Origin of the sequence: Acinetobacter bouvetii, from assembly GCF_902753875.1 — a bacterium.
Taxonomy (GTDB): domain Bacteria; phylum Pseudomonadota; class Gammaproteobacteria; order Pseudomonadales; family Moraxellaceae; genus Acinetobacter; species Acinetobacter bouvetii_A.
Window position 1 is genome coordinate 114,192 of the sequence record NZ_CADDTS010000027.1, and the last position, 23,926, is coordinate 138,117.

Here is a 23,926-nt window from a genome sequence, read left to right on the forward strand (position 1 = left end):
CATTAACATAAATGACTTTAAATCTGTCCGTCAAAAGGCAAGGGTGTGTATAATTAACATCATGCATAAATGCATTGATAATGTTGGTTTTATAAAGGCGAGGGTTATGCGGACCGCAGCGAAACTTCAATTACAACAAATACCGGAAGCGTTAAAAATTTGGCTCTATGCTTCTGGGTCTTTGACACAGCAATTGACAGATTTGGCAGGTGGAACATTTCAAGTTGAGCCATTAAAAGAAGATTATCAGCGTTTAAATCGACGTGATGCGCAGTGGATGAAAATGCCGATACAGCATACTTCATGGGTGCGTGAAAGTTATCTTTATGGCAATCAAAAACAGCCGTGGGTAAAAGCGAAATCCATATTTCCTATTTTAAGTTTAAATCAGCGAGCACGACTTTTTAAACACATTGGTACGAAGCCGATAGGTTGGTTTTTATTTCAGCGTACAAATCCTGCATGTGAGCGTCGAGTGCTATGGCTTGAAGATGGTTGGACACGTCAGAGCTGCTATACTTGGCATGGCTGTAAATTTATTGTGCAGGAGACATTTTTACCTGCGTTTGAACAATATATTCAGCAGTCTAAATAAGATTGGATAAGGACAGGCATGGCAACGGTACAGCAAATTACGTGGCGTGAACGCTTAGAAGCATATTATTATTTGTGTCGTTTTGATAAGCCAATTGGCACAGAGTTGGTTTTTTGGCCCACCATGTGGGCGCTTTGGATTGCCAATCAGGGCATGCCATCACTGGCGATTTTAGTACCTATGATTATAGGGACAATTTGTATGCGTGCAGCAGGTTGTGCAATTAATGATTTTGCAGATCGTAAAGTTGATGGCGCTGTCGAACGAACCAAAACTCGTCCGCTGGCGACAGGCATAATCAGTGCTAAAGAAGCTATTTATGTGTTCCTTATTTTAGTACTCGCGAGCGCATGCACGTTATTTTTCTTGCCGATTGAAACGTTCTATTGGTCGTTTGGTGCCTTATTTTTAGCCTTTATCTATCCTTTTATGAAGCGCTATACGCATTTACCACAAGTATTTTTGGGTGCTGCATTTTCATGGTCAATCCCTATGGCCTATACCGCAGTAGGGCAAACACCAGATTTAACGTGCTGGTTACTCTACTTTGGTAACTTGGCGTGGACGGTGGCATATGACACTCAATATGCGATCACCGATCGTGAATATGATTTAAAAATTGGAGTCAAATCCACTGCAATTCTATTCGGAAAATACGATATTGAGATCATTTCAGTGTTGCAATTGACGAGCCTTATATTGATTGGTGCTGCTTTATATCTGGAAAATCTATTCCTGCCATTCGGTTTAATCGCGCTGTTATGTGTGGCTGCTGATTTTATCTATCAATGGACCAAAACCCGGGATCGTGATCCGCAGCGTTGCTTCTGGGCATTCCGTCATAATCGCTGGGTCGGGGTGATGATATTTGCCGGAATTGTGCTCGCTTTGCTTTAGTGATCATTTGCAGTAAAAATCGCCATAAAAAAGTATCCATAGGGATACTTTTTTATTATGAGCTGATGTTTGGATGATCAGGCCAACTGGGTTTGCAGCTTCAATTCCTCGCTAATGAAATGTAGTGCTGCATTTTTTGAGTTTTTTCTAAAACTGGCGTACAGCTGCAGTGTGGGAAGCTCAAATTCAGTCGCTACTACTTGAACGTGATCCGCTAGAAATTTCAGCAAGTATTCCGGAACAAAACTAAAGCCCATCCCCATATTGATCATGTTGATATGTTGCAGCACATTGGTTACCCAAAGCATCTGATGAAGTGGTAGCTGTTTTAGCTGCAATTGTTGATTGATCTTTTCATAGAAGACCGGTGAGGCGCTTTGTTCACACATGATGATGTTCTGTTTGCTCAGGTAGTCACGGCTAATCTGATGTCTGGAAGGATGAAGTTTCTCTGCTGCCACGACATAGATTTTTTCAGTCATCAGGCATATGTTTTCATAATCATTGTGCTGTACGGCGTAACGGGTAAAGGTCAGGTCGAGTTCGGCATTCTTTAGACGCTGAATTTGTTCAAGGCAGGTCAGGCTCTGGATATGAATTTGTAGATCTGGAATCTGCTGTTTAAGCTTATCTAGAATTAAAGGCATGACCTTCAGTTCTGCCACATTTAAAAAGCCAATATAAATCTGATTGTTTTTGTTATAGGCCACCTGCCGTGCAGCGGAAATGGCCAGCTGGGCATTCTCTAAAGCATTTTGTGCATAAGGTAAAAAAGCTTCGCCTTCATCGGTCAGGCGGATTTTTTTAGAAGAGCGGTCAAACAGTAATACCCCAACTTCTTCTTCCAGGTCTTTAATCTGCTGGCTTAATGACGGCTGTGCTGTAAACATTTTTTCGGCCGCCTTGGTGAAACTGCCTTGCTGAACCACACTGACAAAATATCTTAAATGACGTAATTCCATAATTGACCATAGGCTTAAACCGGATTGCACTGCATGCATCATATCCAAATGCTGCAAATAAGATTATGAAATAGGGTAGACCTAAAAACTATGCAACCATAGTTTAAGCCTATGCGTGTTCTGCAAAATAAAGTTGTTGCTTACACTGACACCAGGCAGCTAAACGGTGGCATGGAAAAAGGAGTAGGTGATGTCTGAGCAATTTGATACGGATGTGCTGGTGGTGGGAACAGGTCCTGCAGGGTCAACCTTGGGGCTGGCACTGGCCAATTATGGGGTTAACGTCCAGCTTTTTACCCAGTTTAACTGGCTGGCGAACAGTCCACGTGCGCATATTACCAATCAGCGTGCCATGGAAGTATTACGTGATTTAGGTATAGAAGAACAAGTTAAGCAGATAGCCACACCTTGGGAACAGATGGGGGAAAGCCTGATCACCACCAGTCTAATCGGTGAGGAAATTGCTCGTCTGAGTGCATGGGGTACTGGGGATGAACGTCATGGTGATTATGTTAAAGGCAGCCCGTGTCCATTGGTGGATTTAATTCAGCCTAAAATGGAAGCGCTGTTAGTTAAAAATGCTGCTGAACGCGGTGCCATTTATAATTTCAATACTGAATATCTGTCTCATACCCAAGATGAACATGGGGTAACAGCGACTTTTTTGAACCGGATTAGCAATACCGAATTTAGTTTGCGTGCCAAATATCTGGTGGGGATGGATGGAGCACGTTCAAAAATTGTCGAGCAGTTAAATCTGCCGCTGGAAGGGGTCATGGCACGCGCCGGTACGGTATATGTCACCTTTAAAGCTGATTTAAGTCAATATGTGCAGCATCGTCCGGCAATTCTGCAATGGATTGTCAATCCTGAAGCCAGCTTTGGTGATTTGGGTATGGGACTCCTACGTGCCATTACGCCGTGGAATCAGTGGATTATGGGATGGGGCTTTGACATCAGTAAAGGTGAGCCACAGGTAACCGAAGCACAGGTGCGTGCGCGCCTGAACGCCTTTGTCGGTGCTGAAGTTCAGGACGTGGAAATTGAAAAACTGTCGTATTGGTATGTCAATCAGACCTGGGCGACAGAATATTCGGCGGGACGGGTATTCTGTGGCGGTGATGCTGTGCATCGTCATCCACCTTCGAGTGGCCTGGGTTCCAATACCTGCATGCAGGATGCCTTTAACTTGGGTTGGAAACTGGCGTATGCGGTGAAAGGCTGGGCAAAAGAAAGCTTATTGGACTCTTATACGCTTGAACGTGCACCTGTGGGCAAACAGATTGTCGCCCGTGCCAATCAATCCCGCTTTGACTATAAGCATCTGAAAGATGTCTTTGGCTTTGATCAGGGGGTGACGACACAGGCAGACATGTTGCAGCGGATTTTTGCTGAGGATGATACCGGTGCAGAAATTCGTCAAAAGTTATTCCATGCGCTCGAGATTAAACATTTCGAATTTAATGCTCAAGGAGTAGAGCTGAATCAGCGTTATGATTCAAATGCGGTCATTGCGGAAGTAGTACCGGAAACCTTTAGTCAAGATCAGCAGCTTTATTTGCAGGCAACGACACGTCCCGGTGCAAAAGTACCGCATACTTGGCTGATTGATGCCAAAGGGCGGAAGCAATCCACTTTGGATATTGTAGGGCATGGTCGTTTTACATTACTGACGGGGCTGTCCGGTACAGGCTGGAAAAATGCAGTGCAGGCATTGAATCTGCCTTATCTGGATGTGATTCAAATTGGTTCCCGCGAATATCGCGATGTTTATGGAACATGGAACCAAAAATCTGAAATCCATGAAGCGGGGGCTGTACTGGTACGTCCGGATGGTTATGTGGCTTGGCGAATGCAGGGCAAGCCTGAAGCTGACTTTGATTATGTAAAAATTTTACAAGAAGTATTGGAGAAAATTCAGCTTACTGTCTAACTCTGGATTGGTTTTGACCGGAAAACTGCCGGCTTCGACCTGCTTTTTGAGGTCGATTTACAAACGAAGTGAATGATCCTGTTGAGACAATTCAGGGATTTGTTATATTGAGCTGGAAAAATTAGTGTGTTTATAAATTAACAGGTGTTGATTATGTCGCAGTCAGGCTCGAAGTCCAATCCCAAGAAGATGATCATTCTGATGAGCCTTGGATTGCTTATCCCGATTTTTCTGGTGAGCATGGCTTATTTGGCAGTTAGCAGTGACGAAAAAAACCAGCAAAAATATAAACAGCAACAAGCTGAAATGTTGCAGCGGATCAAAGCGCGCGAGGCAGCAGAACAATCAGCTTCAGAAGCGATACCTGCGCCATCTGCACAGCAAGATCATTAAATATGTATTTTACTTGCCACCGATAAGGTGGCTTTTTGATGCGTGTTGAACTAATTTAAAATATCGTTTCTTAAATTTTGTGTACTGGGTATATCAGTATAACGATAGACCTGATAACCCGCCTCATGCAGCATGGCATCACGTTCAGCATCGAGTTGTTCTCTGCCAATATGGCTGGGGTCATCCAGTTCGATAATGGCGACTACTTCCAGCTTTTGGTTCAATAAAACAAAGTCGGTGACTTTACGATTAAATTTATTGCGAATCTTAAAGTTATCGTTAGTAATTAAAGCACTAAAGGCGACTTGAGCAAGAATATGGTGTTGCGGAAAGGTTTCTTTCAGCCGCATAAACATCTTGCTTTCAAAATGGGTAATCACTCGTTTAGGAAAAAACTTTTGACGTGGCTTAAAGAGTTGCTGAAAAACAATAGTCAGCAAAGCCAGGGTGGCAATGCAACCAATAATGAAAAAAGTGGATTGACTTGAATCGAACACAATAAAATCTTGCAATAAGAAAAAACCCACTCTGTTGAGTGGGTTTTTAGAATCTGGCTCTCCAACCTGGGCTCGAACCAGGGACCTGCGGATTAACAGTCCGTCGCTCTACCGACTGAGCTATTGGAGAATCTGATACGCATTCTATGTATCTATGCTTAAGGGGTCAAGGGTTTCTAGTTAAAAAAGCCATGAAAATGAATTGAATGTTTTAAAAATAATCTGATGGCGGATTATTTTAAATTTTTGATTGCATTTACATAGTCCTGTTTAGACTTTACAGGATTGGCATTTCGACATTGATTGATCAATTGCACCAAATCTACCTGTTTCATGTCATCTTGTATTGTGCTTTGTATTTTTTGAATTAAAGCTTGATGCTGTTTCACATCTAACTCGCGAGTGCATTGATACAGTCTTTCATACATCAATGTTGGCGCAGTTTTATTGGCTTCCGATTTCTGTGTACATTGGAAAATCAGGAAAACCACAATAATCAGGATTGCCCAAAAGATCATTGATTTAAGCCAGGGTAGGTTCATTTTATCTATTTTTATTGATCATGAATTGAGTTAAAAATAATGCGGAATGGGAAAATTGACAAGAGTGCAAACTTGTAAAACTTACATATAAAAAAAGCCCACTTCATTATGAGTGGGCTTTTTAGAATCTTGGCTCTTCCACCTGGGCTCGAACCAGGGACCTGCGGATTAACAGTCCGTCGCTCTACCGACTGAGCTATGGAAGAATAGATGGCTCTCCAACCTGGGCTCGAACCAGGGACCTGCGGATTAACAGTCCGTCGCTCTACCGACTGAGCTATTGGAGAATCTGAAGCGCATTTTAGGGATGAAAACAGGAGTCGTCAACAAGATAATGTAAAGAAATGAATCATTTGCTTTATAAATATTCGTTTATAGCCTGAAAATAAAAAAATCACCCATAAAGGGTGATTTTTTATGCATAAAAATAAAAAATATTTTATTTCTTATTTTTCTACGCCAGCAGCTTGACCAGCATATTTCGCGTTTGCATAATCCCAGTTTGCTAGGCTTTCTAGGAAAGTTTTAATGTAAGCAGGACGTGCATTACGGTAGTCGATGTAATAAGCGTGTTCCCAAACGTCAATGGTAAGCACAGCAACTTGACCATGAGCAAGTGGAGTGTCAGCATTTGAAGTTTTAAGGATAGAAAGGTTGCCGTTTACTTTGTCAGCAACTAACCAAGCCCAGCCTGAACCGAATTGAGTAGTTGCAGCAGCAGCGAATTCTTCAGCAAATTTTTCGTAAGAACCGAAAGCTTCATCAATTTTTGCAGCCAAAGCACCAGTTGCTTTACCGCCACCGTTTTTAGCCAAGCAGTTCCAGTAGAAAGTGTGGTTCCACACTTGAGCAGCATTGTTGAATACACCTGCTTTAGATGCATCACCAGCAGTCGCTGTAATGATTTCTTCTAAAGTTTTACCTTCAAGGTCAGTACCTTTGATCAGGTTGTTCAAGTTAACAACATAAGTGTTGTGGTGCTTGTCGTGATGGTATTCTAAAGTTTCTTTGCTGATGTGTGGAGCAAGATCTTCATAACCGAATGGAAGTGCCGGTAAAGTAATCGTTGTCATGTCTTCAATTCCTTGCGTTTTGCTGGGTTTTAACATTAAGTGGCTTTATTGTAATAGATTCTTGAGGGAAATTGCGCATTGCTTATAAATAACAATACAGAATAAAGCCCGAATTTATACGTATAAAGAAAATGTTAAACCATCAATTCTAAATTAAATCGGATTGTTTAATTCGAAGTAACTATACTCAATATTGAACTGTTCTGAAATAGCTTTTGCCAGCCGTTGTACCCCATAACGTTCGGTAGCATGATGTCCGCAGGCATAGTAGTGCACATTCAGCTCTTTGGCTTCATAAAAAGTCCGCTCGCTGACTTCACCTGAGATATAGGCATCACAGTTTTGTGCGGCTGCTTTGCCAATAAAATCCTGAGCGCCACCGGTACAATACGCTACTTTATGAATGCTGTTTTTTTCAGCAGGTAAATGAATGGCATTAAAATTTAAACGCTCAGACACATAGTGTTTAAAGTCTTCGGCAGACATGGCGGTGTGCAGATAACCGATATTACCAATCGGGTTGCGTTCAGCTGGATCTAAAGCTTCAATATTTTCTAATTCCAAAATATCAGCAATGGCTGCATTATTACCTAAAGTAGGGTGACTATCTAAAGGTAAGTGATAACCCACTAGTGAGATATCCTGTTGGATCAGGCTTTTGATGCGTTTACCGCGCATGCCGGTAATCGGGTAGGGTTCGCCTTTCCAGAAATAGCCATGATGTACCAATAGCAAGTCGGCGCCTTGTGCAATGGCTGCATCAATGGCATCTTGCGAGGCAGTCACGGCACATAAAATTTTATGAATGTCCTGTTTGCCTTCGATTTGCAGGCCATTGGGTGCATAATCTTTAAATTCGTGTGATTTCAGGGTTTGATCACACCATTGAATAATTTCGTTGAGCTTTGCCATAAATTTCTTAACAGCCTGAATATTGAATATCATCAAAACATATTTTGAATTGTAACTAAAGCATCACAAAACTCTTGAACTATTTTTATGTATCTAGCTATGTTTCATCTTACAATGGCAGATAAATTACTTAGTCATCAACGAATTAAAATATTGATAGAGGAAATTAACGTGCGTCGCACCTTCTCGTGGTTACCTTGGGTATTACTCATTTTGGTCACTCTTGGTTTTCTTGCATGGCAAAAATATCAGCAACCGAAAGCACCTGTTGCGGCTGATGGTGTGAAAATGCCTGCTGAAAATGTAGAGCCTTTAGTCAATACGAACAGAACGGGTGGAGTAGATTCTTATAGTGCTGCTGTTAAAGTGGCTGCACCAGCGGTGGTAAATATCTTTACCACGCAGAAAGTGAATAAGTCCCAGCATCCTTTGTTGAATGATCCCTCATTTCGTGAATTCTTTGGTGATCAAGCACCAGATCAATTCGGTCAGGAACAAAATGAAAATAGCCTGGGTTCGGGGGTGATTGTTCGTTCAGATGGCTATATCCTGACCAATAATCACGTGATTGCTCAAGCAGATCAAATTGTGGTGGGTTTGAGTGATGGACGTCGTGCGGTGGCGAAAATTATTGGTACAGACCCAGATTCGGATTTGGCAGTCATCAAGATTGAACTCGATAAACTTCCAGTATTGCCTTTTAAACTTAGCGGTAATGAGGTAGGAGATGTGGTGCTGGCCATTGGTAACCCATTTGGTGTCGGTCAAACGGTGACTCAGGGGATTATTTCAGCCACCAACCGTTCGGATTTAGGTATCAATACTTATGAAGACTTTATTCAAACCGATGCTGCCATCAATCCGGGTAATTCGGGTGGTGCACTGATTGATGTCGCGGGTAATTTGATTGGGGTGAATACCGCAATTTTCTCTCAATCAGGTGGTTCATTGGGGATTGGTTTTGCCATTCCGGCTAAAGTATGTCAGCAAATCCTGAATTCAATTTTGAAAGATGGCCGGGTTGTTCGTGGCTGGTTGGGTATTAGCCTGATGCCAGTACAGCAGGATAATATTCTGCAACCTAAGCAAAATGGTGTCGTGGTTGCAGACGTGCTTCCTCAAGGACCAGCAGCCAATGCAGGTATTAAAAAAGGTGACAAGATTGTACAGGTGAATGGCGAGCCAATTACCTCTGCTTCACATCTGATTAATTATGTGGCTTTGCAAGCGCCGAATAGCACCATTAAAGTTGAAGTGGTGCGCGATGAGAAACCATTAACCTTGAGTGTGGTGGTGACTGAACGTAAAGCACAGAACAATAATTCACAATATATTCCTTTACCTCAGCAACAATAGAGTAGTCTTTGTGCTTGGCTAGAGCGGGGGAATAGGAGTGAAGAAGAAGCGCATTTCGATGCGCTTTTTTTATGGCAATTTTTTATGGTTTGAAGGATGGATTGCAGAATTTTATGCGCTATCTACAACGCAGATAGCAATCTTCGAGGCATAAAAAAGCCCGCTTTAATGCTGCGGGCTTTTTCGTATTTGGCTCTCCAACCTGGGCTCGAACCAGGGACCTGCGGATTAACAGTCCGTCGCTCTACCGACTGAGCTATTGGAGAATCTGAATGCGATTATAAGCAGATTTTGAAGGGGGTCAAGCTAAATGTGTCACGATTCTTTCATTTTTGTGCTGTATGCTTTTTATTTAGACAAATAAACCAAAAATCCTAAAAAAACTTGCACAGCCAAAACGGGCTTGTTAGATTGAATGCATAACAGAGCGTTTGAACGAAAGTTCAAACAGTGTGGATTTAAACCAACTTGCCAGCACTAAAATGGCTAAACAGGAGAAAGCGAATGCATACGCTGACGATTGCCGAAATTTTTTCAAATTTATCTTTTTATCAAGCTAATTACCTTTCCATTATTCAAAATCCAGAGCGATATCAGACTGCCGTTGAGGATGCTTATATTCAGGTATGGCCTGTCGGAACCCAAGCCTTATATCTGGGTGATTTATTGCAGCTGTGGTTTAGTGATAAATGGTTAATCAATTCACCCTGTCAATTACTGCTAGATAGCTATTCCAATGGCCGCAAGCAATCCTTACAGCGTGATCATGATCTGTATTTGTATCAACTCAATGGCAGTGCCTTATCCGGACGCAATAACTCTAAAGTATGGTCGGTGTCAGAGCAGAAAAAACTTGCTGTATCTCTAGACAGTGTCTTTAAATATTTATGTATTTATAAAGCCACTTCGCGTCCAGAAGTGTCTTTATCTGCACTTACAAAATCGTTTAAATCGGCGGTTTAATGATGATCCAACTAGGTAAGAGCTTAAGAATGGCTTAAGCTCTCGCAATTTTTAGCTCAATCTCACCGTATTAACGGATAATCATACAAGTCGCAGTAGCATGTGCATAAAGTTTGCCTTCTTCATCGACAATTCTGCCTTCAGAAATCCCTAAATTTTTACTGATATTGATGACGTTGCCTACAGCAAGGAGTTCTTGATCTTTAGGAATAGGGCGGCACATTTTGATATTGAGATCGATGGTGCCATAACCCACACCCGCTTCCAGCATGGTATGTACTGCACATCCGGTCACTGAATCCAGCACGGTCGCTGCAAAACCACCGTGTACGCCACCCAATGGGTTTAAATGACGGTGATCTGCTTTGACTTTGAAACGAATGGTTCCTTCTGCCACCTCATAAGGCTGCATGGGAATGGTTTCACTAATGCTGGCAGGCGGAATCTTGCCTGCACACATGGCTTGTAAAAGTTGTAGTCCAGTCATTTCTTTGGGATTCATTGTCTTTATTTCCTTATTGATGCCTTTATTGATTTATAAGTTCCAAAAAGGAACTTGAGGTTTAAATTAGCGATGCAGATCAAAATCGTCAAGAAATATTCAGCAGGCTTTTGTGAAATAAAAATTCTTGAGTGAATAAAAAATTAGAAGCTTATTGAACCATCAAACTAAGCGTACTATTTCTCACGCTATAAAAAGTCGCTAAAAATCGGTGGAGAGCCACTTGCAGTGGTTTATAAAACTTGAGTGTTGAATTGTAGAATCATCAACTGCATCAGGATCTTTGTTATGGATTTCCAGAATTTGCTCATATGTATTGTTTATAAGGTGCATCAGAAAATCTTTATGGTTTTAAAAAGAGAGATTGGCTATATCTAGAGTAGGTTGTTGAATAGGGATGCTCAACCATGCTGCTTAAAATTTGTATTGCTATGCTGGCTTTTGCTGCTAATTCGGTTCTATGCCGTCTAGCCTTGGCTGAATCTCAGATTGACCCGATGAGTTTTAGTTTGATTCGTGTCTGTAGTGGCGCCGTTGTTTTATTGGTGCTTTACCTATTTTCTGCGCAAAAAGCCAAAATTGAATGGAGTCTTAAAAACGGATTTTATTTAGCGCTGTATATTGTGGCTTTCTCGGCAGCATATCTACATATAGATGCAGGCGTGGGGGCATTGTTGTTATTTGGTACGGTTCAGCTCAGCATGGTTGGCTATGGTTTATGTCATGGTGAAAAAATCAATATGCGCCGTGGTATTGGATTGGGCATTGCAATTATCGGTATTTTTATTCTCTTACTTCCGGGTACAACTGCTCCGAATTTAGTTTATGCAGCTATGATGGTGTTTTCAGGAATAGGTTGGGCAATGTACAGCATTACAGGTAAGAAGATGCAAAACCCGTTGGCAAGTACCTTGGCCAATTTCGTGCTGGCGATTCCTTTTGTCTTGCTGGCGTATGCTGTGTTTTATGCACAAAGTTTTGCATTGCCTCAAGGTGTGCTTTTGGCGATGCTGTCAGGCGGTTTAGCCTCTAGCGGTGCATATGTGCTTTGGTATGCCATAGTGAAGCAGATAGACCGTGTAATGGCCAGCAGTGTGCAATTGTCTGTGCCGTGTTTGGCAATTGTTGGCGGTGCATTGTTTATTGGTGAGCCGCTGAGTCTACGTATCGTTATTTCAGCTGCGATTGTTTTAGCGGGGATTGGCTTGGTGATTTGGTCTTCAGCAGGGATGAAGCATTGACAAAAAATTGAAAATTAGAAGATATAAATCATGAACGAAAATAATAGGTTGATTCCTGAAATTTATGCATCTTATCCATATGATGGAAAGATTTTGGAGTATTATTCAGGGCTTTTTGAAAGTGTTTATATCTTGCTGCATCCATTTTATACAGGTGTAACTCTAAATTTAGACACAGAGAATTTTGATAATTGGCCAGATGATGCAGTGTCGAGAAAAGGGTGTGAAGCAGTTACTTGGCAGCAAGTAATTGAACTTACCGATTTTGAAAATATATCTCAAATTGATATTGGTTTAAGAGCTTTAACTAGAGATTTAGATTTAAATGAGCAGAATAAAAAGTATGCTTCAATGATTAAAAAGCTGTGCTGTGAAAGTGGAATTATGTATCCAGATGAAACTCGAATCATTTCTCCTTTTTTAACTCATCCAATATTGAGCAGCATACAAAAACTGGGTTATTCGAAACTTTGGTTGGGTGAAGAGTTTTCGTATATTCCACCAACTTTGCATAATATAGAAGAATTGTTAATTTCACAGCAAACATACCATTGTAACTATACTGAAGATCATCAGCTTCTATTTGCCACACATTGGGACAGTCACTGTACCTTTTTGTGTTCTTCCAAAAAAATTATTGATCAGATTCTAGAAATCCATCCATTTGAAGGATTTTTCTGTACACCCAATACGGAAGTGTATTGGGGGCTTCATGATATTTAAATCATAAAAATTTAAGCCATAAAAAAACCCGCGAAAATCGCGGGTTTTTTTATATCTAGCTTTTAAAAAAAAGCAGATTATTTTTCAGCAGCAATTGAAGCAATCGCAGCGTCTACGCCTTCGATTGAATCAGCAGCTTTTTTGATACGAGCAAGCGCATCTACTAGGACTTCGTCAGCAGTTGCATATGAAATACGCATGTAACCACCAAGACCGAATGCATCACCAGGAACAACAGCAACACCAGTTTCTTCCAATAACCATGCAGAGAATTCTGTGCAAGATTTTAAACCTTTTGCACGAATCAATGGACGGATGTTAGCGTATGCATAGAATGCACCGTCAGCAGGAAGGCAGGTAATACCGTTGATGTCGTTCAAACCTTTTACTACAAGGTCATGACGGCGTTTGAATGCTTCAATCATAGGCTCAAGAACGTCTTGAGGACCATTCAATGCAGCTTCAGCAGCAACTTGTGAAATAGAAGTTGGGTTTGAAGTTGATTGTGATTGGATTTTTTTCATCGCACCAATCAGTTTAGCAGGGCCCGCTGCGTAGCCAATACGCCAGCCAGTCATTGCATAAGCTTTAGATACACCGTTAAGAACGATTACGCGGTCGTAAAGGTCAGGTGCAACAGTTGCGATGTTGTAGAATTCGTCGTCCCAACGGATTGGTTCGTACATATCATCAGAGGCAACAAGAACTTCTGGGTATTTACGAAGTACGTCAGCCAAAGCTTCTAATTCAGCTTTGGTGTAGATCATACCTGTTGGGTTTGAAGGGCTGTTTAAAACTACTAAACGAGTTTTGTCGGTAATCGCTGCTTCTAGTTGAGCAGGTGTGATTTTGAAACGTTGTTCTTCACCACATTTTACAATTACAGGCACGCCTTCAGCAATGATCACCATGTCTGGGTAGCTTACCCAGTACGGAGCAGGGATAATTACTTCGTCGCCTTTGTTTAACAAAGCAAGAGCCAAGTTAAAGAAAGATTGTTTACCACCGCAAGAAACCAAGATTTGGTTCGCAGCGTAATCTAAATTGTTGTCGCGTTTTAATTTAGCAATAATTGCTTTTTTAAGACCTGGAGTACCGTCAACAGCGGTGTATTTAGTGAAACCGTTGTTAATAGCTGCAATTGCTGCATCTTTGATGTGTTGTGGGGTGTCAAAATCTGGTTCACCTGCACCCAAGCCAATTACGTTTTTACCAGCAGCTTTAAGTTCAGCAGCTTTGTTGGTAACAGCAAGTGTAGGGGACGGTTTGATAGCATTTACACGATCAGAGAGACGTACGTCCACGGCAGTATTCCTTCTTATAGGGATTAAAAAATAAAAAGCACACTATCTTAGCTTAAATTGCGCTAAAAAGGGGAGAGTGAATATAGCAATATCAGAAAAAAGTATGTAATTCCATTGAATGAATAGGGTAATAACAATAAATAATAGAGTGGCTTAGTTCGAATAAAATAAAGGTCAATAATCAAAAAATGGCACAAATATGGATGATTTAATGTGAATGACTGTGTGAAAAAGCACACTACAATTCATCAAGGTTTGATTCAATCGTAGTGTGCTTCTTGATTAAGAAACTGGATTTAATCTTTGGATATTATTACAGCCAAAAATTAATAGGCATAATTCAGGTCAGTGTAATCATTTAATGATTTTTGCAGATGGGTATGAATAAACTCATGTACATCGGCTGTGGTCATCGGTTGGCCTTGCTTGCTAATCACATGTTCGATCGGTTGCTGGCCTTGAGCATTAATAGTATAGACAAAGTTTCGTGTTACCTGATAACCGGTTTCAGTATTTACGATACAGGTGACATAACGATAATTGTGTTCGAAATTCAAATCGGTATGTGCAAAGACAAACTGATCAAACAGTTTCATGTTTTGACCGGTGGCTAGGGCTTTGAGTTCATCTACAATGCTTGCGCTAAACTTCATGCCATAGCGTTCAGAAATAGGCTTTTGATCGATCAGTAAGGAAACAGAATCATCATCATTTCGAGTAACAGTAACATTGCTAAAATCGTGCATGGAAGCCTCTACGGTAAATTGAACTGTGCATCAGTATGTGGGAAAGGGATTGAAAATCAATTGAATGTGATACAAATTTTGGTCAAAAAAATTAGACAATAATTGTCCAGAATTGTTGCACATGAAAATGGCTACAACAGGTGTAGCCATTTATGTCATATCAAAAGACCTTAAAAAGTATCCGAATAAAGCTTATTGATTAAAACGAGATAAATCTTCTTCCGGACGTGCAGTCAATACTTCAACACCGGTTTTGGTCACTAAAAGGGTGTGTTCATATTGCGCAGACAGGCTATGGTCTTTGGTGACTACAGTCCATTTGTCGCCTAGAATTTTGGTTTTCCAGTCACCGCCGTTCACCATGGGTTCAATGGTAAAGGTCATGCCTTCTTCAAGCACCATGCCGGTATCTGGTTGACCGTAATGTAAAACTTGCGGTTCATCATGGAACACAGTACCAATACCATGACCACAGTATTCACGTACGACGCCAAAACGTTCAGCTTCTACATATTTTTGGATGGCATTCCCAATATCACCAATGGTAGAACCCGGTTTTACCGTTTCCATGCCACGATACATGGCTTCTTGTGCCACTTTACATAAGCGCTCGGCCAAAATTGAAGTTTCACCGCCCACGATATACATCATGTTGGTGTCACCGTGATAGCCATCTTTAATGACGGTCACATCAATATTTAGGATGTCACCTTTTTTCAGAATCTTACTTTCAGATGGAATACCGTGACACACCACGTGGTTGACTGAAGTACAAATCACATGCTGGAAGGCAGGGCGACCCGGTGCTGCACCATAGCCTAAGCAGGCTGGAATCGCGTCTTGTTTATTGACAATATAATCGTGACAAATCGTATCCAATTCGAGTGTAGAAACACCCGGTTTGATATGCGGTTTGATCATATCCAAAACTTCAGCCGCCAGTCGTCCCGCCACACGCATTTTTTCAATTTCATCTGGTGTTTTAATTAAACGGCGGGGAGCTTCGTAAGTACTGTTCATGATCTTTAAAAACTTTTGGAAATTTGTGTGTGACTATGGTATAAATAGCCGCCCATTTTATCAAATGCTTTTTCGTGAATAAATTTTCACGGGCTTTGTGCGATGGGGCAATAAAATCCGCACATATATCGACACATTTCTCTGGGTGCTCGCAAGAGTGGAGAATGCGGATATATGGAGGCCTAACCCAAACTTTAAGGTAAAGAAAATGGCAGATTACAACGTAAGCATGCGCGACCTTCTTCAAGCTGGCGCACACTTCGGTCACCAAACTCGTTTCTGGAATCCAAAGATGCGCGAATACATCTTTGGTGCGCGTAACAAAATTCACATCATCAACCTTGAACACACTGTTCCTGCGTTAAATGATGCTTTGAACTTTGTTAACAATCTTGCTAGCAAAAAGAACAAAGTATTGTTCGTTGGTACTAAACGTGCTGCTTCTAACATCATCCGTGAACAAGCTCAACGCGCAGGTCAACCATACGTTGATCACCGCTGGTTGGGTGGTATGTTGACTAACTGGAAAACTCTTCGTCAGTCAATCAACCGTTTAAAAGACCTTCAAACTCAATCTACTGACGGTACTTTCGCTAAACTTACTAAACGTGAAGCTTTAGAACGTACTCGTGAGATGGAAAAACTTGAACGTGCTTTAGGCGGCGTTAAAAACATGGGTGGTTTACCTGATGCATTATTCGTAATCGATGTTGATCACGAAGCAATTGCAATTAAAGAAGCTAAAAACCTTGGTATTCCTGTAATCGGTATCGTTGATACAAACTCTAACCCAGACAACGTAGATTACGTTATTCCTGGTAACGACGATGCGATCCGTGCAGTTACTCTTTACGCTTCTGCTATGGCTGATGCGATTCTTGCTGGTAAAGAATACGCTCAATCACAAGCAAATGCTCAAGCTAAAGGCGATGAAGCTGCTAAAGAAGCTCCAGAGGCTTAATGCGTATTGACGCAAAATTGTCATTTTTGCGACATGTAATCGTGGCAAATTAAGCGTCAAGAAAGCAAAACGGCCCAGAGAACACTTTGGGCCGTTTTTGTTGAACAGATTCATTTTCTACCGTATTTAGGAGAATAACATGACTGCAGTTACTGCGAGCATGGTAAAAGAATTGCGTGACCGTACTGGCCTAGCAATGATGGAATGTAAAAAAGCATTGACAGAAGCGAACGGTGACATCGAATTAGCGATTGATAACCTTCGTAAATCTGGTCAAGCAAAAGCAGCTAAAAAAGCTGGTAACATTGCTGCTGACGGTGCAATCACAATCGCTCAAGAAGGCAACAAAGCTATTCTTTTAGAAGTAAACTGCCAAACTGACTTCGTTGCTAAAGACGAAAACTTTGCTGGTTTCTCTGCTAAAGTTGCGGCGGCTGCTCTTGCTGCAAACGAAACTGATGCAGCTAAAATTGCTGAATTAAAACTTGAAGATGGCCAAACTGTAGAAGAAGCACGTATTGCGCTTGTTCAAAAAATCGGTGAAAACATCCAGGTTCGTCGTGCTAAAATTGTAGAAGGTGAAAACCTTGCAGTTTACAAACACGGTTTAAAAATTGGTGTTGTGGTTTCTTATGCTGGTGATGCTGCTACTGGTAAAGGTATTGCAATGCACGTTGCTGCGTTCAACCCAGTTGCTGTTACTGCTGAAGGCGTTTCTGCTGATCTTATCGCTAAAGAGAAAGAAATTGCAGAAGCGAAAGCAATCGAATCTGGTAAACCAGCGAACATCGTTGAAAAAATGGTTACTGGTTCAGTTGAAAAATACTTGAACGAAGTTGTTCTTGAGCGTCAAATGTACGTAATCGACAACGACAAAAAAGTTGCAGAAGTACTTAAATCTACAGCTACTACAGTTGCTAACTTCGTACGTTTCGAAGTTGGTGAAGGTATTGAGAAAAAAGCTGAACTTTCTTTCGCTGAAGAAGTTGCTGCTGCTCAAGCTGCTGCAAAATAATCGCTGATTATTTGCAAAAAAGTCCTCGTTATGAGGGCTTTTTTTATGCTTGCTGTTTTGCGTTCAATAAAGTTATTGAATGATAATTAGGGTCTGTTGACATTTCATAAATGGCTTGCGTTGTAGGCTAAAATTGAGCAATGAGATGTATACATCGTAAAAATGAAATGCAAAGAATGGTGGTTCCATTTTTAAATTTCATGACGCAGTTTGAGATAATTTTAGCCACAACCCTTCGGGGCTAGAGTATTTTTTGACGCTACATCGTTGTGAACTACGCATTTAGAATGACTAAATTTTGTAGTTCACGCCTTGTATCCTCTAAAAAATACTCATAGTCGCAAACATAGACGAATTGTCAACAGACCCTAAATATTTACATCAGTTTTTATTTAAAAGAAACAGGGCCCGATTGATAAAAAGATCAATTCTTATCACTGTAATTTCAGCTTTTTGATGTATTTAAAGTATAAAATTCAGATAGGTTTTTTATTATCTCTATCAAAATTATGGCAAATAAGACAAATCTGACCATTGGTGGCGTAGCACTTGCATTACTTGCTGCTTACTATGGCATTGATCTGCAACAGCAAAAGAACGAAATTTCGCAGCCACAAAATGAGAGTACAGACAATAGTATTGTCGATCATTCATTCAATACGAATGTTCAGCATCCATCCGTAGAACAGCAATCCTCCAATCCCACAGCTTCACATGCTGATCAAGTCATTGCACAGGCGTTTAAGAATAAACTCAGCAATATTCAAGTGGAAGGTTCAGGTCAAGTGGTGGCTGTACTTCGAGATGATCATGAAGGTTCTCGTCATCAAAAATTCATCTTGCAATTAAGTAACGGACAAACCCTTTTGGTGGCACATAATATTGATTTGGCGCCCCGTATCGACAATTTACAAAAAGGCGATACCATCGCGTTTAATGGCGAATATGAATATTCTGAAAAAGGCGGGGTGATGCACTGGACCCATCTTGATCCGAATGGCCGCCATGTGGATGGCTGGTTAAAGCATCAAGGAAAAACTTATCAGTAGCAGAGCAATTTTGTTCTATACGTACAGCCAAATCGCAGTATGCTTAAGCTTCAGGAGAGGCTAATCATGCATGACAACAGATTGGGTGAATTTGTAAATTATCATCATGTTCAAGAACTTGATGGACTTGAGATGTTGAAAGCCTCGTATCAGCATACCCAGTTTTCCAAGCATACTCACGAAGGCTACTGTATTGGTTTAATTGATGAAGGTGCTCAATCTTTTTTACGAACAGGAAGTCAGCATATTGCACCGCAAGGGGATATTATTTTAGTCAACGCAGATGAAGTACATACGGGTTCCTCTGCGGTTGAAACCGGTTGGTGTTATCGTGCGATTTATCCCACACCTGAAATGGTTCAGGATATTAGTCAGGATTTTTTTCATGAAGCGGGCACCATGCCGTGGTTTCCACAAGCGGTGGTTCATGATGAAGGGCTAGCCGAACAGCTGAATTTACTGTTTGATTTGTTGTTACAGCCTAAAAATATACTCTTTAAACAAAGTTTATATATCTCAACTTTGGCTTATTTATTAAGTCGTTATGGTCAGTCTGTAAAGATTTTAAAAGATCTGCCTGAAGCGCATCGTAAAGTGGTATTGGTTCAGGAAATACTCGCGGCTGAACCTGAAAAAGAGCATCAGTTAGCCGAGCTTGCGGCTGTGGTGGACATGAGTCCGTGGCACTTACTGCGCCAATTTAAAAAATTTACCGGGCTTCCTCCACATGCATGGTTGGTTCAGTTCCGTTTACGTAAATCTTTAGCTCTCCTCAAACAAGGTTATGAAATTGCCACAGCGGCGCAACTGTGTGGCTTTTCCGACCAGAGTCATTACACCCGCCATTTCAAAAAAGCGTTGGGATGTACGCCTGCACAATATATGGCGCATAAAATTTAGAATAACTGCAATTTCATACAAGAAAGCCCTTTGCTAAATTTTGCATATTGATGCCAATGAATGGAAATAATGGAGTCTTGGGTGCAACAGCAAGCAATTCAACAGCAAAGTCCGGGTTTTTTTCGAGGTGTGCAAGACATGCTGCCTCTTTCTGTTGCCGTAATTCCGTGGGGAATACTGGCAGGTTCCGCCGCGATGAATGCGGGGTTGAGTATTTTGCAGGCTGTGGGCATGTCTGCTTTGGTGTTTGCTGGTGCTGCACAGTTGGTCAGTTTGAGTATGCTCATGACTGGTGCATCTTTGCTGAGCATTATTTTGACGGTATTTTTCCTGACCAGTCAGCACTTTATCTATGCACTGAGTTTAAGGGAAGACATTAAACCTTTGCCGCTCAGCAAAAGGCTCAGCATCGGTTTTTTGCTCACAGATGAGCTATACGCAACAGCTATGCTAAAAAAACAGCCTTCGTATGCCTATATGTTAGGTGCGGGTTTGAGTTTTTATGTCAGTTGGGTGGGGTTTAGTTTAGTCGGGATTTTACTGGCAAATACTGTGCCTGATCTTTCAAACCTGCATCTAGAGTTTTCAATGGTTGTGGTGTTTCTGGTCATGGCCGTGATGCTCATTCAAAATCGAGCTGCTGTTTATGGGGTGATTGCATCCTCGCTGAGTGTTTGGGTACTGAGCTGGTTGGAAGTGAGATCAGCTATTTTGCTGGCGGGCTTTGCGGGCATGTGGGTTGCTGCGATGTTTGATGGTTCGGAGGGCTAAAACATGACTTGGCTATTTGTGTTGAGCTTAACCTGCGTAACTTTTTTTAATCGCTATCTCTTTTTAGAACCGAAAACCCAAATTTGGCTGCCATTTTTTGTGACGCGTATGCTGAAATATGCGGCACCTTGCTTAATGATTTCGATTTGTGTGCCCTTGATTTTTTTTGAAAATGGCCAGCCTAAATTTATGCTGCAAAATAGCTATCTTTATGGCGCGATTTTTACCCTGTTTATTACGCTTTTTTCGAAAAAGTTGTTGCTGAGTATTTTACTCAGTTTGGGATTTTTTATGGTCTGAATCTGTTTTTTGATTTTTGACGTTAAATTAGAAAATAAGCAGATAAAACTGCTTAAAAGTGATGAAAAAGCGCTGAAGAACGATCTTTTTCATCACTATGAAATTTGTATTGCTCTATATGCTCGTTAATTGCGTTTTTTGGCGGGTTTTCCAGTAAGGTAGTACTTTGTAAAGGTAGGCATCTACACACCAAATAGGGCCAATCAGGAGAAATTGGAGATCTTTAAAGAAAGAAGGCTTTTTCCCCTCGATTTTGTGACCATAAAATTGCCCGATCCAGGCAAATACAAACAGCGCAATGTACAAACCGACCCCTGTTGGCAGGATGAAAATCAGCCATGCCATGACTAGAGTCAGGGCTGCCATTGCGACAGCCAAAACAAGATCTAGACGTGCATAGAAAATTAAAACAAATACCAGTAATAGGGCCGTGAGCAGGACACTAAAATGAGCCAAAATGCCAATAATGGAAAAATAGATCGTGGGCACACAGATCCAGTGCAGCATTTTATTGGTTTTGTTCTGATGACTTTCACCATACTCATCAAACCATTCAGTTATTGTTTTCATTTTTATTCCCTGAAACTGTCATCAAGTGCTGCATAAAATATAAACAATAAACAGCGACGGGTCAAAATTGTACAGTGTGAAAGATTTGAACCAGGGGGAAATACAAGGCATTAAAAAAGCCACTGTGAAGTGGCTTTTAAGTCAAATGTATTAGGAGATGAGTTTCAAATTATGAATTTGGGCCATCTACACGTTCAATATTGACTTTTGCGGTACCTGAATTGGTAATACCCAATTGTTTGGCTGCGCCATAAGATAAGTCTAGAACACGGTTACCATGGAATGGACCACGATCATTGACTTTAACCACTACGCTCTTACCGTTGTTCTTGTTGGTCACACGAATATAACAGTTCAGAGGCAGGCTACGATGTGCTGCAGTCAGACCATTCATGTCGAATGTTTCACCACTAGCTGTTTTACGACCGTGGAACTGACGACCATACCAAGAAGCTGCACCAGTTTGACTGAACTTACGAACTGTATTTGATGCAACGGTATTGAGCTTTTCAATCACTGAAGGCTCGTCTTCAGGAATTTCAATTTTTGCTGCAATAGTTTGACGACGGATTTTATCGCCAGAACGCTCAGTGATTGAAAGGCTGTTTAAGTTTGAAAAGTGTGAGTTAAAGGTTTGAGCGTCTTTATTTAGTACACGTGCGGCCAAGCGTGAGTTGTCATGATCCGAATTGAATGATGACTGTACCATTTCTGCTTGAGACTGACTCAGGGCAAAAGTGGTGGTTAAGGCTAAAATATATTTCAGTGAAGACTGCATTATTAAACTCCTAAAGACTCTGGCTTTTACTTCAAATAAGCGGTTGAAATACAAGCAATCAAGTCTGTTAATTCTCTTTTGCAACTACATTTGACGAAATGGATAATATTCATGCCGTACTTCTGCTGTCTACTTTTTACTTAAAATAATTACAAAAAGGACAGAAATAAAACGGTTTATGGTTAAAAAATAATCAATATTGTAACATAATATGTAAAAGGCCTGTTTTGTGAGCTATTTTTTTAAAAAAAATCTTGACTTTGTGATTTATTGGTAAAAATTAGCCTTAACGACTAGCGATTTCAGTGCCCAATTGCCATACAGCTGTTGCATACATGCGGCTCTTGTTATAAGTCGTAATCACTTGAAAGTTTGGATAAGTAATATAGTAAATCGGTGCATAACTCTCTTGAAGCTGAATGATATTCACCATATCCAGATCATCAATTTTTACAATTGGATTGGTGGGTGAAATGCCTTGATTTTTTAAAGCACCATAAGGTGTAGGCTGCTCCAAATCTTTTGCAATGATTGAAGTTGGATTGTTACCTGTATAGCGTGCAGCAAAACCAATGGGTTGATTGCGCTGCCATCCATGTTGCGCTAAATAATTGGCAATTGAACCAATTGCATCCGCTGCGGAATTTCTAAGATCAATGTGACCATTGGCGTCATAGTCCACACCCAGTTTGGTAATGTTACTTGGCATAAATTGTGGGTAGCCAATCGCACCTGCATATGAACCCATCACCGAATTGGCTGGAACACCATCTTTATAGGTCCATGCAATCAATGCACCCAGTTCATCTTGAAAATACTGGGCACGTCGTTCATAGCCAAATCCAAGAGTTGCTAGTGCATCACGAGTGATGAAATTGCCTTTATTGGCCCCAAAACCGGTTTCAACCCCTAAAATACCCAGAATCACCGATTGCGGTACACCAAACTGCTGTTCAGCACGATTTAGGATGTCAGCATACTGGTTTTTAAAACGAACACCACGTTGAATGGTGCTTTCAGCCATAAAATTAGTTTTATATTCGTACCATGGCTTGCTTTCACCAGGCCGATTCATGATATTGATAATATTTGGCAGGTTTTTGGAGCCATTCATGGCCCAGTCGACCTGTTCTGAACTCAAGCCATAAGTTTGCATGGTTTTTTGCTTGAAGTTGTTATAACTCGGATGATTATAAAAATCGTTGGCTTGGCAGAAATTGCTGATCGACAGCGCACCGAGAATTAAGGGGAGATGTTTAACTTTATTATAAAAGTTGAGATTTAACATATTGCTCAAATTTCCAAAAACATTATCTGTGTCTACAAATCGACATCACGATGCCAGAAGTGGCTATTAAAGTCATCAAATTACAGGAGCACGATAACTCATGAAAGGTAACGGAATTCCTGTAGGGTTAAGATAGCATTGACCATGGCGGCATTAACAAATACATATACAAAAAACGACAAACCCAGACCACTCTCAGCTCAGTCTTCATCATGATGGAGGCAATTTTAGCCGGGCTTTAAGGTTTTAATAATCATGGCAAAATATAATGTAATTAATATGAATAAGCCAATAAAACTGTTGGTTTTAAAATCGAATGTAATTCGAAAGTGTTTATAGATTTTAGCTTGAAAATGTAAGTTAGCAAAAATACTGTTTCAAACCATGTTTGTATAGCTATTTGTAGTCAATACTATTGTGACAGACAAAATGACAGTTCAATTGCAAAATATCTATTGCAACGGGATACAAGTACATTGCTGAACGAACGTAGGTCAGTATTTTATTTAACCCGAATCCTGCTTAAGCTAATGATTTCATAATTTGAATTGTTGGCTTATTTCGATGGGTTAATTGGTATGCACATAAAGAAGCATAAATTCCACTTAGAAATCCATGAATACTACGAGCTTTAC

The 23,926-nt window shown here is 40.8% G+C and carries 26 protein-coding genes, 4 tRNA genes and 1 pseudogene; 14 read left to right on the top strand and 17 right to left on the bottom strand.

Annotated features, from left to right (window positions below):
• Window positions 1–106 precede the first annotated feature (106 nt).
• Entirely contained in the window at window positions 107–595 is a 489-nt protein-coding gene (locus FB6_RS08185) for a chorismate--pyruvate lyase family protein (protein WP_174559530.1), read from the top strand.
• Window positions 596–613: 18 nt separating this feature from the next.
• On the top strand, window positions 614–1,492 hold the full coding sequence (gene ubiA / locus FB6_RS08190; protein ID WP_174559531.1) for a 4-hydroxybenzoate octaprenyltransferase: 879 nt from the start codon (window positions 614–616) through the stop codon (window positions 1,490–1,492).
• A 77-nt stretch (window positions 1,493–1,569) separates the two neighbouring features.
• Here ubiA and FB6_RS08195 read toward each other — a convergent pair whose 3' ends face one another.
• The gene (locus FB6_RS08195; RefSeq protein ID WP_174559563.1) at window positions 1,570–2,454 is read right to left on the bottom strand and encodes a LysR family transcriptional regulator; all 885 of its coding nucleotides are present in this window, start codon (window positions 2,452–2,454) and stop codon (window positions 1,570–1,572) included.
• Between the two features lie 190 nt (window positions 2,455–2,644).
• On the opposite strand from FB6_RS08195, the gene FB6_RS08200 reads away from it, so the two are divergent.
• Together FB6_RS08200 and FB6_RS08205 are read left to right on the top strand one after the other, a co-directional pair.
• Complete coding sequence (locus tag FB6_RS08200; protein ID WP_174559532.1) at window positions 2,645–4,387, top strand: FAD-dependent monooxygenase; 1,743 nt, start codon at window positions 2,645–2,647, stop codon at window positions 4,385–4,387.
• A 153-nt stretch (window positions 4,388–4,540) separates the two neighbouring features.
• Entirely contained in the window at window positions 4,541–4,780 is a 240-nt protein-coding gene (locus tag FB6_RS08205; protein WP_174559533.1) for a hypothetical protein, read from the top strand.
• A 50-nt stretch (window positions 4,781–4,830) separates the two neighbouring features.
• Here FB6_RS08205 and FB6_RS08210 read toward each other — a convergent pair whose 3' ends face one another.
• The 7 genes from FB6_RS08210 to FB6_RS08240 form a co-directional block, all read right to left on the bottom strand.
• Window positions 4,831–5,277 carry a DUF2726 domain-containing protein gene (locus FB6_RS08210; protein WP_174559534.1) on the bottom strand — a complete coding sequence of 149 codons (447 nt, stop codon included), beginning with the start codon at window positions 5,275–5,277 and terminating at the stop codon, window positions 4,831–4,833.
• A gap of 54 nt (window positions 5,278–5,331) precedes the next feature.
• A tRNA-Asn gene (locus tag FB6_RS08215) sits at window positions 5,332–5,407 on the bottom strand.
• A 103-nt stretch (window positions 5,408–5,510) separates the two neighbouring features.
• A complete protein-coding gene (locus FB6_RS08220) occupies window positions 5,511–5,795 on the bottom strand; it encodes a hypothetical protein (RefSeq protein ID WP_254592213.1) in 285 nt (94 codons plus the stop codon).
• Between the two features lie 154 nt (window positions 5,796–5,949).
• Window positions 5,950–6,025, bottom strand: a tRNA-Asn gene (locus tag FB6_RS08225).
• Window positions 6,026–6,030: 5 nt separating this feature from the next.
• Window positions 6,031–6,106, bottom strand: a tRNA-Asn gene (locus FB6_RS08230).
• Window positions 6,107–6,265: 159 nt separating this feature from the next.
• The gene (locus FB6_RS08235; RefSeq protein ID WP_174559536.1) at window positions 6,266–6,892 is read right to left on the bottom strand and encodes a superoxide dismutase; all 627 of its coding nucleotides are present in this window, start codon (window positions 6,890–6,892) and stop codon (window positions 6,266–6,268) included.
• A gap of 153 nt (window positions 6,893–7,045) precedes the next feature.
• Window positions 7,046–7,804 (bottom strand): Nif3-like dinuclear metal center hexameric protein, encoded by a 759-nt coding sequence (locus tag FB6_RS08240; RefSeq protein WP_174559537.1) that lies wholly within the window; start codon window positions 7,802–7,804, stop codon window positions 7,046–7,048.
• Window positions 7,805–7,975: 171 nt separating this feature from the next.
• Between FB6_RS08240 and FB6_RS08245 the strand changes: the two genes are divergently transcribed.
• Window positions 7,976–9,160 carry a S1C family serine protease gene (locus FB6_RS08245; protein ID WP_174559538.1) on the top strand — a complete coding sequence of 395 codons (1,185 nt, stop codon included), beginning with the start codon at window positions 7,976–7,978 and terminating at the stop codon, window positions 9,158–9,160.
• Between the two features lie 190 nt (window positions 9,161–9,350).
• Here FB6_RS08245 and FB6_RS08250 read toward each other — a convergent pair.
• Window positions 9,351–9,426 (bottom strand) — tRNA-Asn (locus FB6_RS08250).
• Window positions 9,427–9,664: 238 nt separating this feature from the next.
• Between FB6_RS08250 and FB6_RS08255 the strand changes: the two genes are divergently transcribed.
• Window positions 9,665–10,123 carry a hypothetical protein gene (locus FB6_RS08255; RefSeq protein WP_174559539.1) on the top strand — a complete coding sequence of 153 codons (459 nt, stop codon included), beginning with the start codon at window positions 9,665–9,667 and terminating at the stop codon, window positions 10,121–10,123.
• A gap of 70 nt (window positions 10,124–10,193) precedes the next feature.
• On the opposite strand, the gene FB6_RS08260 is transcribed toward FB6_RS08255, so the two are convergent.
• Window positions 10,194–10,625, bottom strand: coding sequence for a PaaI family thioesterase (locus FB6_RS08260; RefSeq protein WP_174559540.1), 432 nt, complete (start codon window positions 10,623–10,625; stop codon window positions 10,194–10,196).
• A gap of 407 nt (window positions 10,626–11,032) precedes the next feature.
• Between FB6_RS08260 and FB6_RS08265 the strand changes: the two genes are divergently transcribed.
• Together FB6_RS08265 and FB6_RS08270 are read left to right on the top strand one after the other, a co-directional pair.
• The gene (locus tag FB6_RS08265) at window positions 11,033–11,866 is read left to right on the top strand and encodes a DMT family transporter (protein WP_174559541.1); all 834 of its coding nucleotides are present in this window, start codon (window positions 11,033–11,035) and stop codon (window positions 11,864–11,866) included.
• A gap of 30 nt (window positions 11,867–11,896) precedes the next feature.
• Window positions 11,897–12,589, top strand: coding sequence for a DUF2711 family protein (locus tag FB6_RS08270; RefSeq protein ID WP_174559542.1), 693 nt, complete (start codon window positions 11,897–11,899; stop codon window positions 12,587–12,589).
• 77 nt (window positions 12,590–12,666) lie between these two features.
• On the opposite strand, the gene FB6_RS08275 is transcribed toward FB6_RS08270, so the two are convergent.
• The 3 genes from FB6_RS08275 to map form a co-directional block, all read right to left on the bottom strand.
• Window positions 12,667–13,893, bottom strand: a complete 1,227-nt coding sequence (locus tag FB6_RS08275; RefSeq protein WP_174559543.1) for a pyridoxal phosphate-dependent aminotransferase — start codon at window positions 13,891–13,893, stop codon at window positions 12,667–12,669.
• 326 nt (window positions 13,894–14,219) lie between these two features.
• Window positions 14,220–14,639 (bottom strand): hypothetical protein, encoded by a 420-nt coding sequence (locus FB6_RS08280; protein ID WP_174559544.1) that lies wholly within the window; start codon window positions 14,637–14,639, stop codon window positions 14,220–14,222.
• Between the two features lie 192 nt (window positions 14,640–14,831).
• Window positions 14,832–15,659, bottom strand: coding sequence for a type I methionyl aminopeptidase (gene map, locus FB6_RS08285; protein ID WP_174559545.1), 828 nt, complete (start codon window positions 15,657–15,659; stop codon window positions 14,832–14,834).
• Between the two features lie 208 nt (window positions 15,660–15,867).
• Here map and rpsB point away from each other — a divergent pair, with 208 nt between their 5' ends.
• The 6 genes from rpsB (at window position 15,868) to FB6_RS08315 (ending at window position 20,655) form a co-directional block, all read left to right on the top strand.
• Window positions 15,868–16,620 (top strand): 30S ribosomal protein S2, encoded by a 753-nt coding sequence (rpsB, locus tag FB6_RS08290; RefSeq protein WP_174559546.1) that lies wholly within the window; start codon window positions 15,868–15,870, stop codon window positions 16,618–16,620.
• A gap of 139 nt (window positions 16,621–16,759) precedes the next feature.
• Window positions 16,760–17,635, top strand: a complete 876-nt coding sequence (gene tsf / locus FB6_RS08295; RefSeq protein ID WP_174559547.1) for a translation elongation factor Ts — start codon at window positions 16,760–16,762, stop codon at window positions 17,633–17,635.
• A gap of 509 nt (window positions 17,636–18,144) precedes the next feature.
• Window positions 18,145–18,684 carry a DUF3465 domain-containing protein gene (locus FB6_RS08300; RefSeq protein WP_174559548.1) on the top strand — a complete coding sequence of 180 codons (540 nt, stop codon included), beginning with the start codon at window positions 18,145–18,147 and terminating at the stop codon, window positions 18,682–18,684.
• 66 nt (window positions 18,685–18,750) lie between these two features.
• Window positions 18,751–19,584, top strand: coding sequence for an AraC family transcriptional regulator (locus FB6_RS08305; RefSeq protein WP_174559549.1), 834 nt, complete (start codon window positions 18,751–18,753; stop codon window positions 19,582–19,584).
• A 69-nt stretch (window positions 19,585–19,653) separates the two neighbouring features.
• Complete coding sequence (locus FB6_RS08310; RefSeq protein ID WP_174559550.1) at window positions 19,654–20,355, top strand: AzlC family ABC transporter permease; 702 nt, start codon at window positions 19,654–19,656, stop codon at window positions 20,353–20,355.
• 3 nt (window positions 20,356–20,358) lie between these two features.
• Entirely contained in the window at window positions 20,359–20,655 is a 297-nt protein-coding gene (locus FB6_RS08315) for an AzlD domain-containing protein (RefSeq protein WP_174559551.1), read from the top strand.
• 114 nt (window positions 20,656–20,769) lie between these two features.
• Here FB6_RS08315 and FB6_RS08320 read toward each other — a convergent pair whose 3' ends face one another.
• The 4 genes and pseudogenes from FB6_RS08320 to FB6_RS08335 all read right to left on the bottom strand — a co-directional run.
• On the bottom strand, window positions 20,770–21,225 hold the full coding sequence (locus FB6_RS08320) for a DUF962 domain-containing protein (RefSeq protein ID WP_174559552.1): 456 nt from the start codon (window positions 21,223–21,225) through the stop codon (window positions 20,770–20,772).
• A gap of 169 nt (window positions 21,226–21,394) precedes the next feature.
• Window positions 21,395–22,003 (bottom strand): septal ring lytic transglycosylase RlpA family protein, encoded by a 609-nt coding sequence (locus tag FB6_RS08325; protein WP_217427331.1) that lies wholly within the window; start codon window positions 22,001–22,003, stop codon window positions 21,395–21,397.
• Between the two features lie 286 nt (window positions 22,004–22,289).
• Window positions 22,290–23,291, bottom strand: a complete 1,002-nt coding sequence (mltB, locus tag FB6_RS08330) for a lytic murein transglycosylase B (RefSeq protein WP_174559553.1) — start codon at window positions 23,289–23,291, stop codon at window positions 22,290–22,292.
• A 522-nt stretch (window positions 23,292–23,813) separates the two neighbouring features.
• Window positions 23,814–23,926, bottom strand: a pseudogene (locus tag FB6_RS08335) (IS982 family transposase); the annotation flags it as partial.

Bases quoted from the DNA above. Each gene is read 5' to 3' on its own strand.
- FB6_RS08240 (WP_174559537.1), bottom strand. From the start codon at position 7,804: ATGGCAAAGCTCAACGAAATTATTCAATGGTGTGATCAAACCCTGAAA.
- FB6_RS08265 (WP_174559541.1), top strand. From the start codon at position 11,033: ATGCTGCTTAAAATTTGTATTGCTATGCTGGCTTTTGCTGCTAATTCG.
- FB6_RS08205 (WP_174559533.1), top strand. From the start codon at position 4,541: ATGTCGCAGTCAGGCTCGAAGTCCAATCCCAAGAAGATGATCATTCTG.
- FB6_RS08260 (WP_174559540.1), bottom strand. From the start codon at position 10,625: ATGAATCCCAAAGAAATGACTGGACTACAACTTTTACAAGCCATGTGT.
- rpsB (WP_174559546.1), top strand. From the start codon at position 15,868: ATGGCAGATTACAACGTAAGCATGCGCGACCTTCTTCAAGCTGGCGCA.
- FB6_RS08185 (WP_174559530.1), top strand. From the start codon at position 107: ATGCGGACCGCAGCGAAACTTCAATTACAACAAATACCGGAAGCGTTA.
- FB6_RS08235 (WP_174559536.1), bottom strand. From the start codon at position 6,892: ATGACAACGATTACTTTACCGGCACTTCCATTCGGTTATGAAGATCTT.
- FB6_RS08280 (WP_174559544.1), bottom strand. From the start codon at position 14,639: ATGCACGATTTTAGCAATGTTACTGTTACTCGAAATGATGATGATTCT.
- mltB (WP_174559553.1), bottom strand. From the start codon at position 23,291: ATGTTAAATCTCAACTTTTATAATAAAGTTAAACATCTCCCCTTAATT.
- FB6_RS08270 (WP_174559542.1), top strand. From the start codon at position 11,897: ATGAACGAAAATAATAGGTTGATTCCTGAAATTTATGCATCTTATCCA.
- map (WP_174559545.1), bottom strand. From the start codon at position 15,659: ATGAACAGTACTTACGAAGCTCCCCGCCGTTTAATTAAAACACCAGAT.
- FB6_RS08255 (WP_174559539.1), top strand. From the start codon at position 9,665: ATGCATACGCTGACGATTGCCGAAATTTTTTCAAATTTATCTTTTTAT.
- FB6_RS08315 (WP_174559551.1), top strand. From the start codon at position 20,359: ATGACTTGGCTATTTGTGTTGAGCTTAACCTGCGTAACTTTTTTTAAT.
- FB6_RS08200 (WP_174559532.1), top strand. From the start codon at position 2,645: ATGTCTGAGCAATTTGATACGGATGTGCTGGTGGTGGGAACAGGTCCT.
- FB6_RS08300 (WP_174559548.1), top strand. From the start codon at position 18,145: ATGGCAAATAAGACAAATCTGACCATTGGTGGCGTAGCACTTGCATTA.
- tsf (WP_174559547.1), top strand. From the start codon at position 16,760: ATGACTGCAGTTACTGCGAGCATGGTAAAAGAATTGCGTGACCGTACT.
- FB6_RS08325 (WP_217427331.1), bottom strand. From the start codon at position 22,003: ATGCAGTCTTCACTGAAATATATTTTAGCCTTAACCACCACTTTTGCC.
- FB6_RS08310 (WP_174559550.1), top strand. From the start codon at position 19,654: ATGGAGTCTTGGGTGCAACAGCAAGCAATTCAACAGCAAAGTCCGGGT.
- FB6_RS08195 (WP_174559563.1), bottom strand. From the start codon at position 2,454: ATGGAATTACGTCATTTAAGATATTTTGTCAGTGTGGTTCAGCAAGGC.
- ubiA (WP_174559531.1), top strand. From the start codon at position 614: ATGGCAACGGTACAGCAAATTACGTGGCGTGAACGCTTAGAAGCATAT.
- FB6_RS08220 (WP_254592213.1), bottom strand. From the start codon at position 5,795: ATGATCTTTTGGGCAATCCTGATTATTGTGGTTTTCCTGATTTTCCAA.
- FB6_RS08305 (WP_174559549.1), top strand. From the start codon at position 18,751: ATGCATGACAACAGATTGGGTGAATTTGTAAATTATCATCATGTTCAA.
- FB6_RS08320 (WP_174559552.1), bottom strand. From the start codon at position 21,225: ATGAAAACAATAACTGAATGGTTTGATGAGTATGGTGAAAGTCATCAG.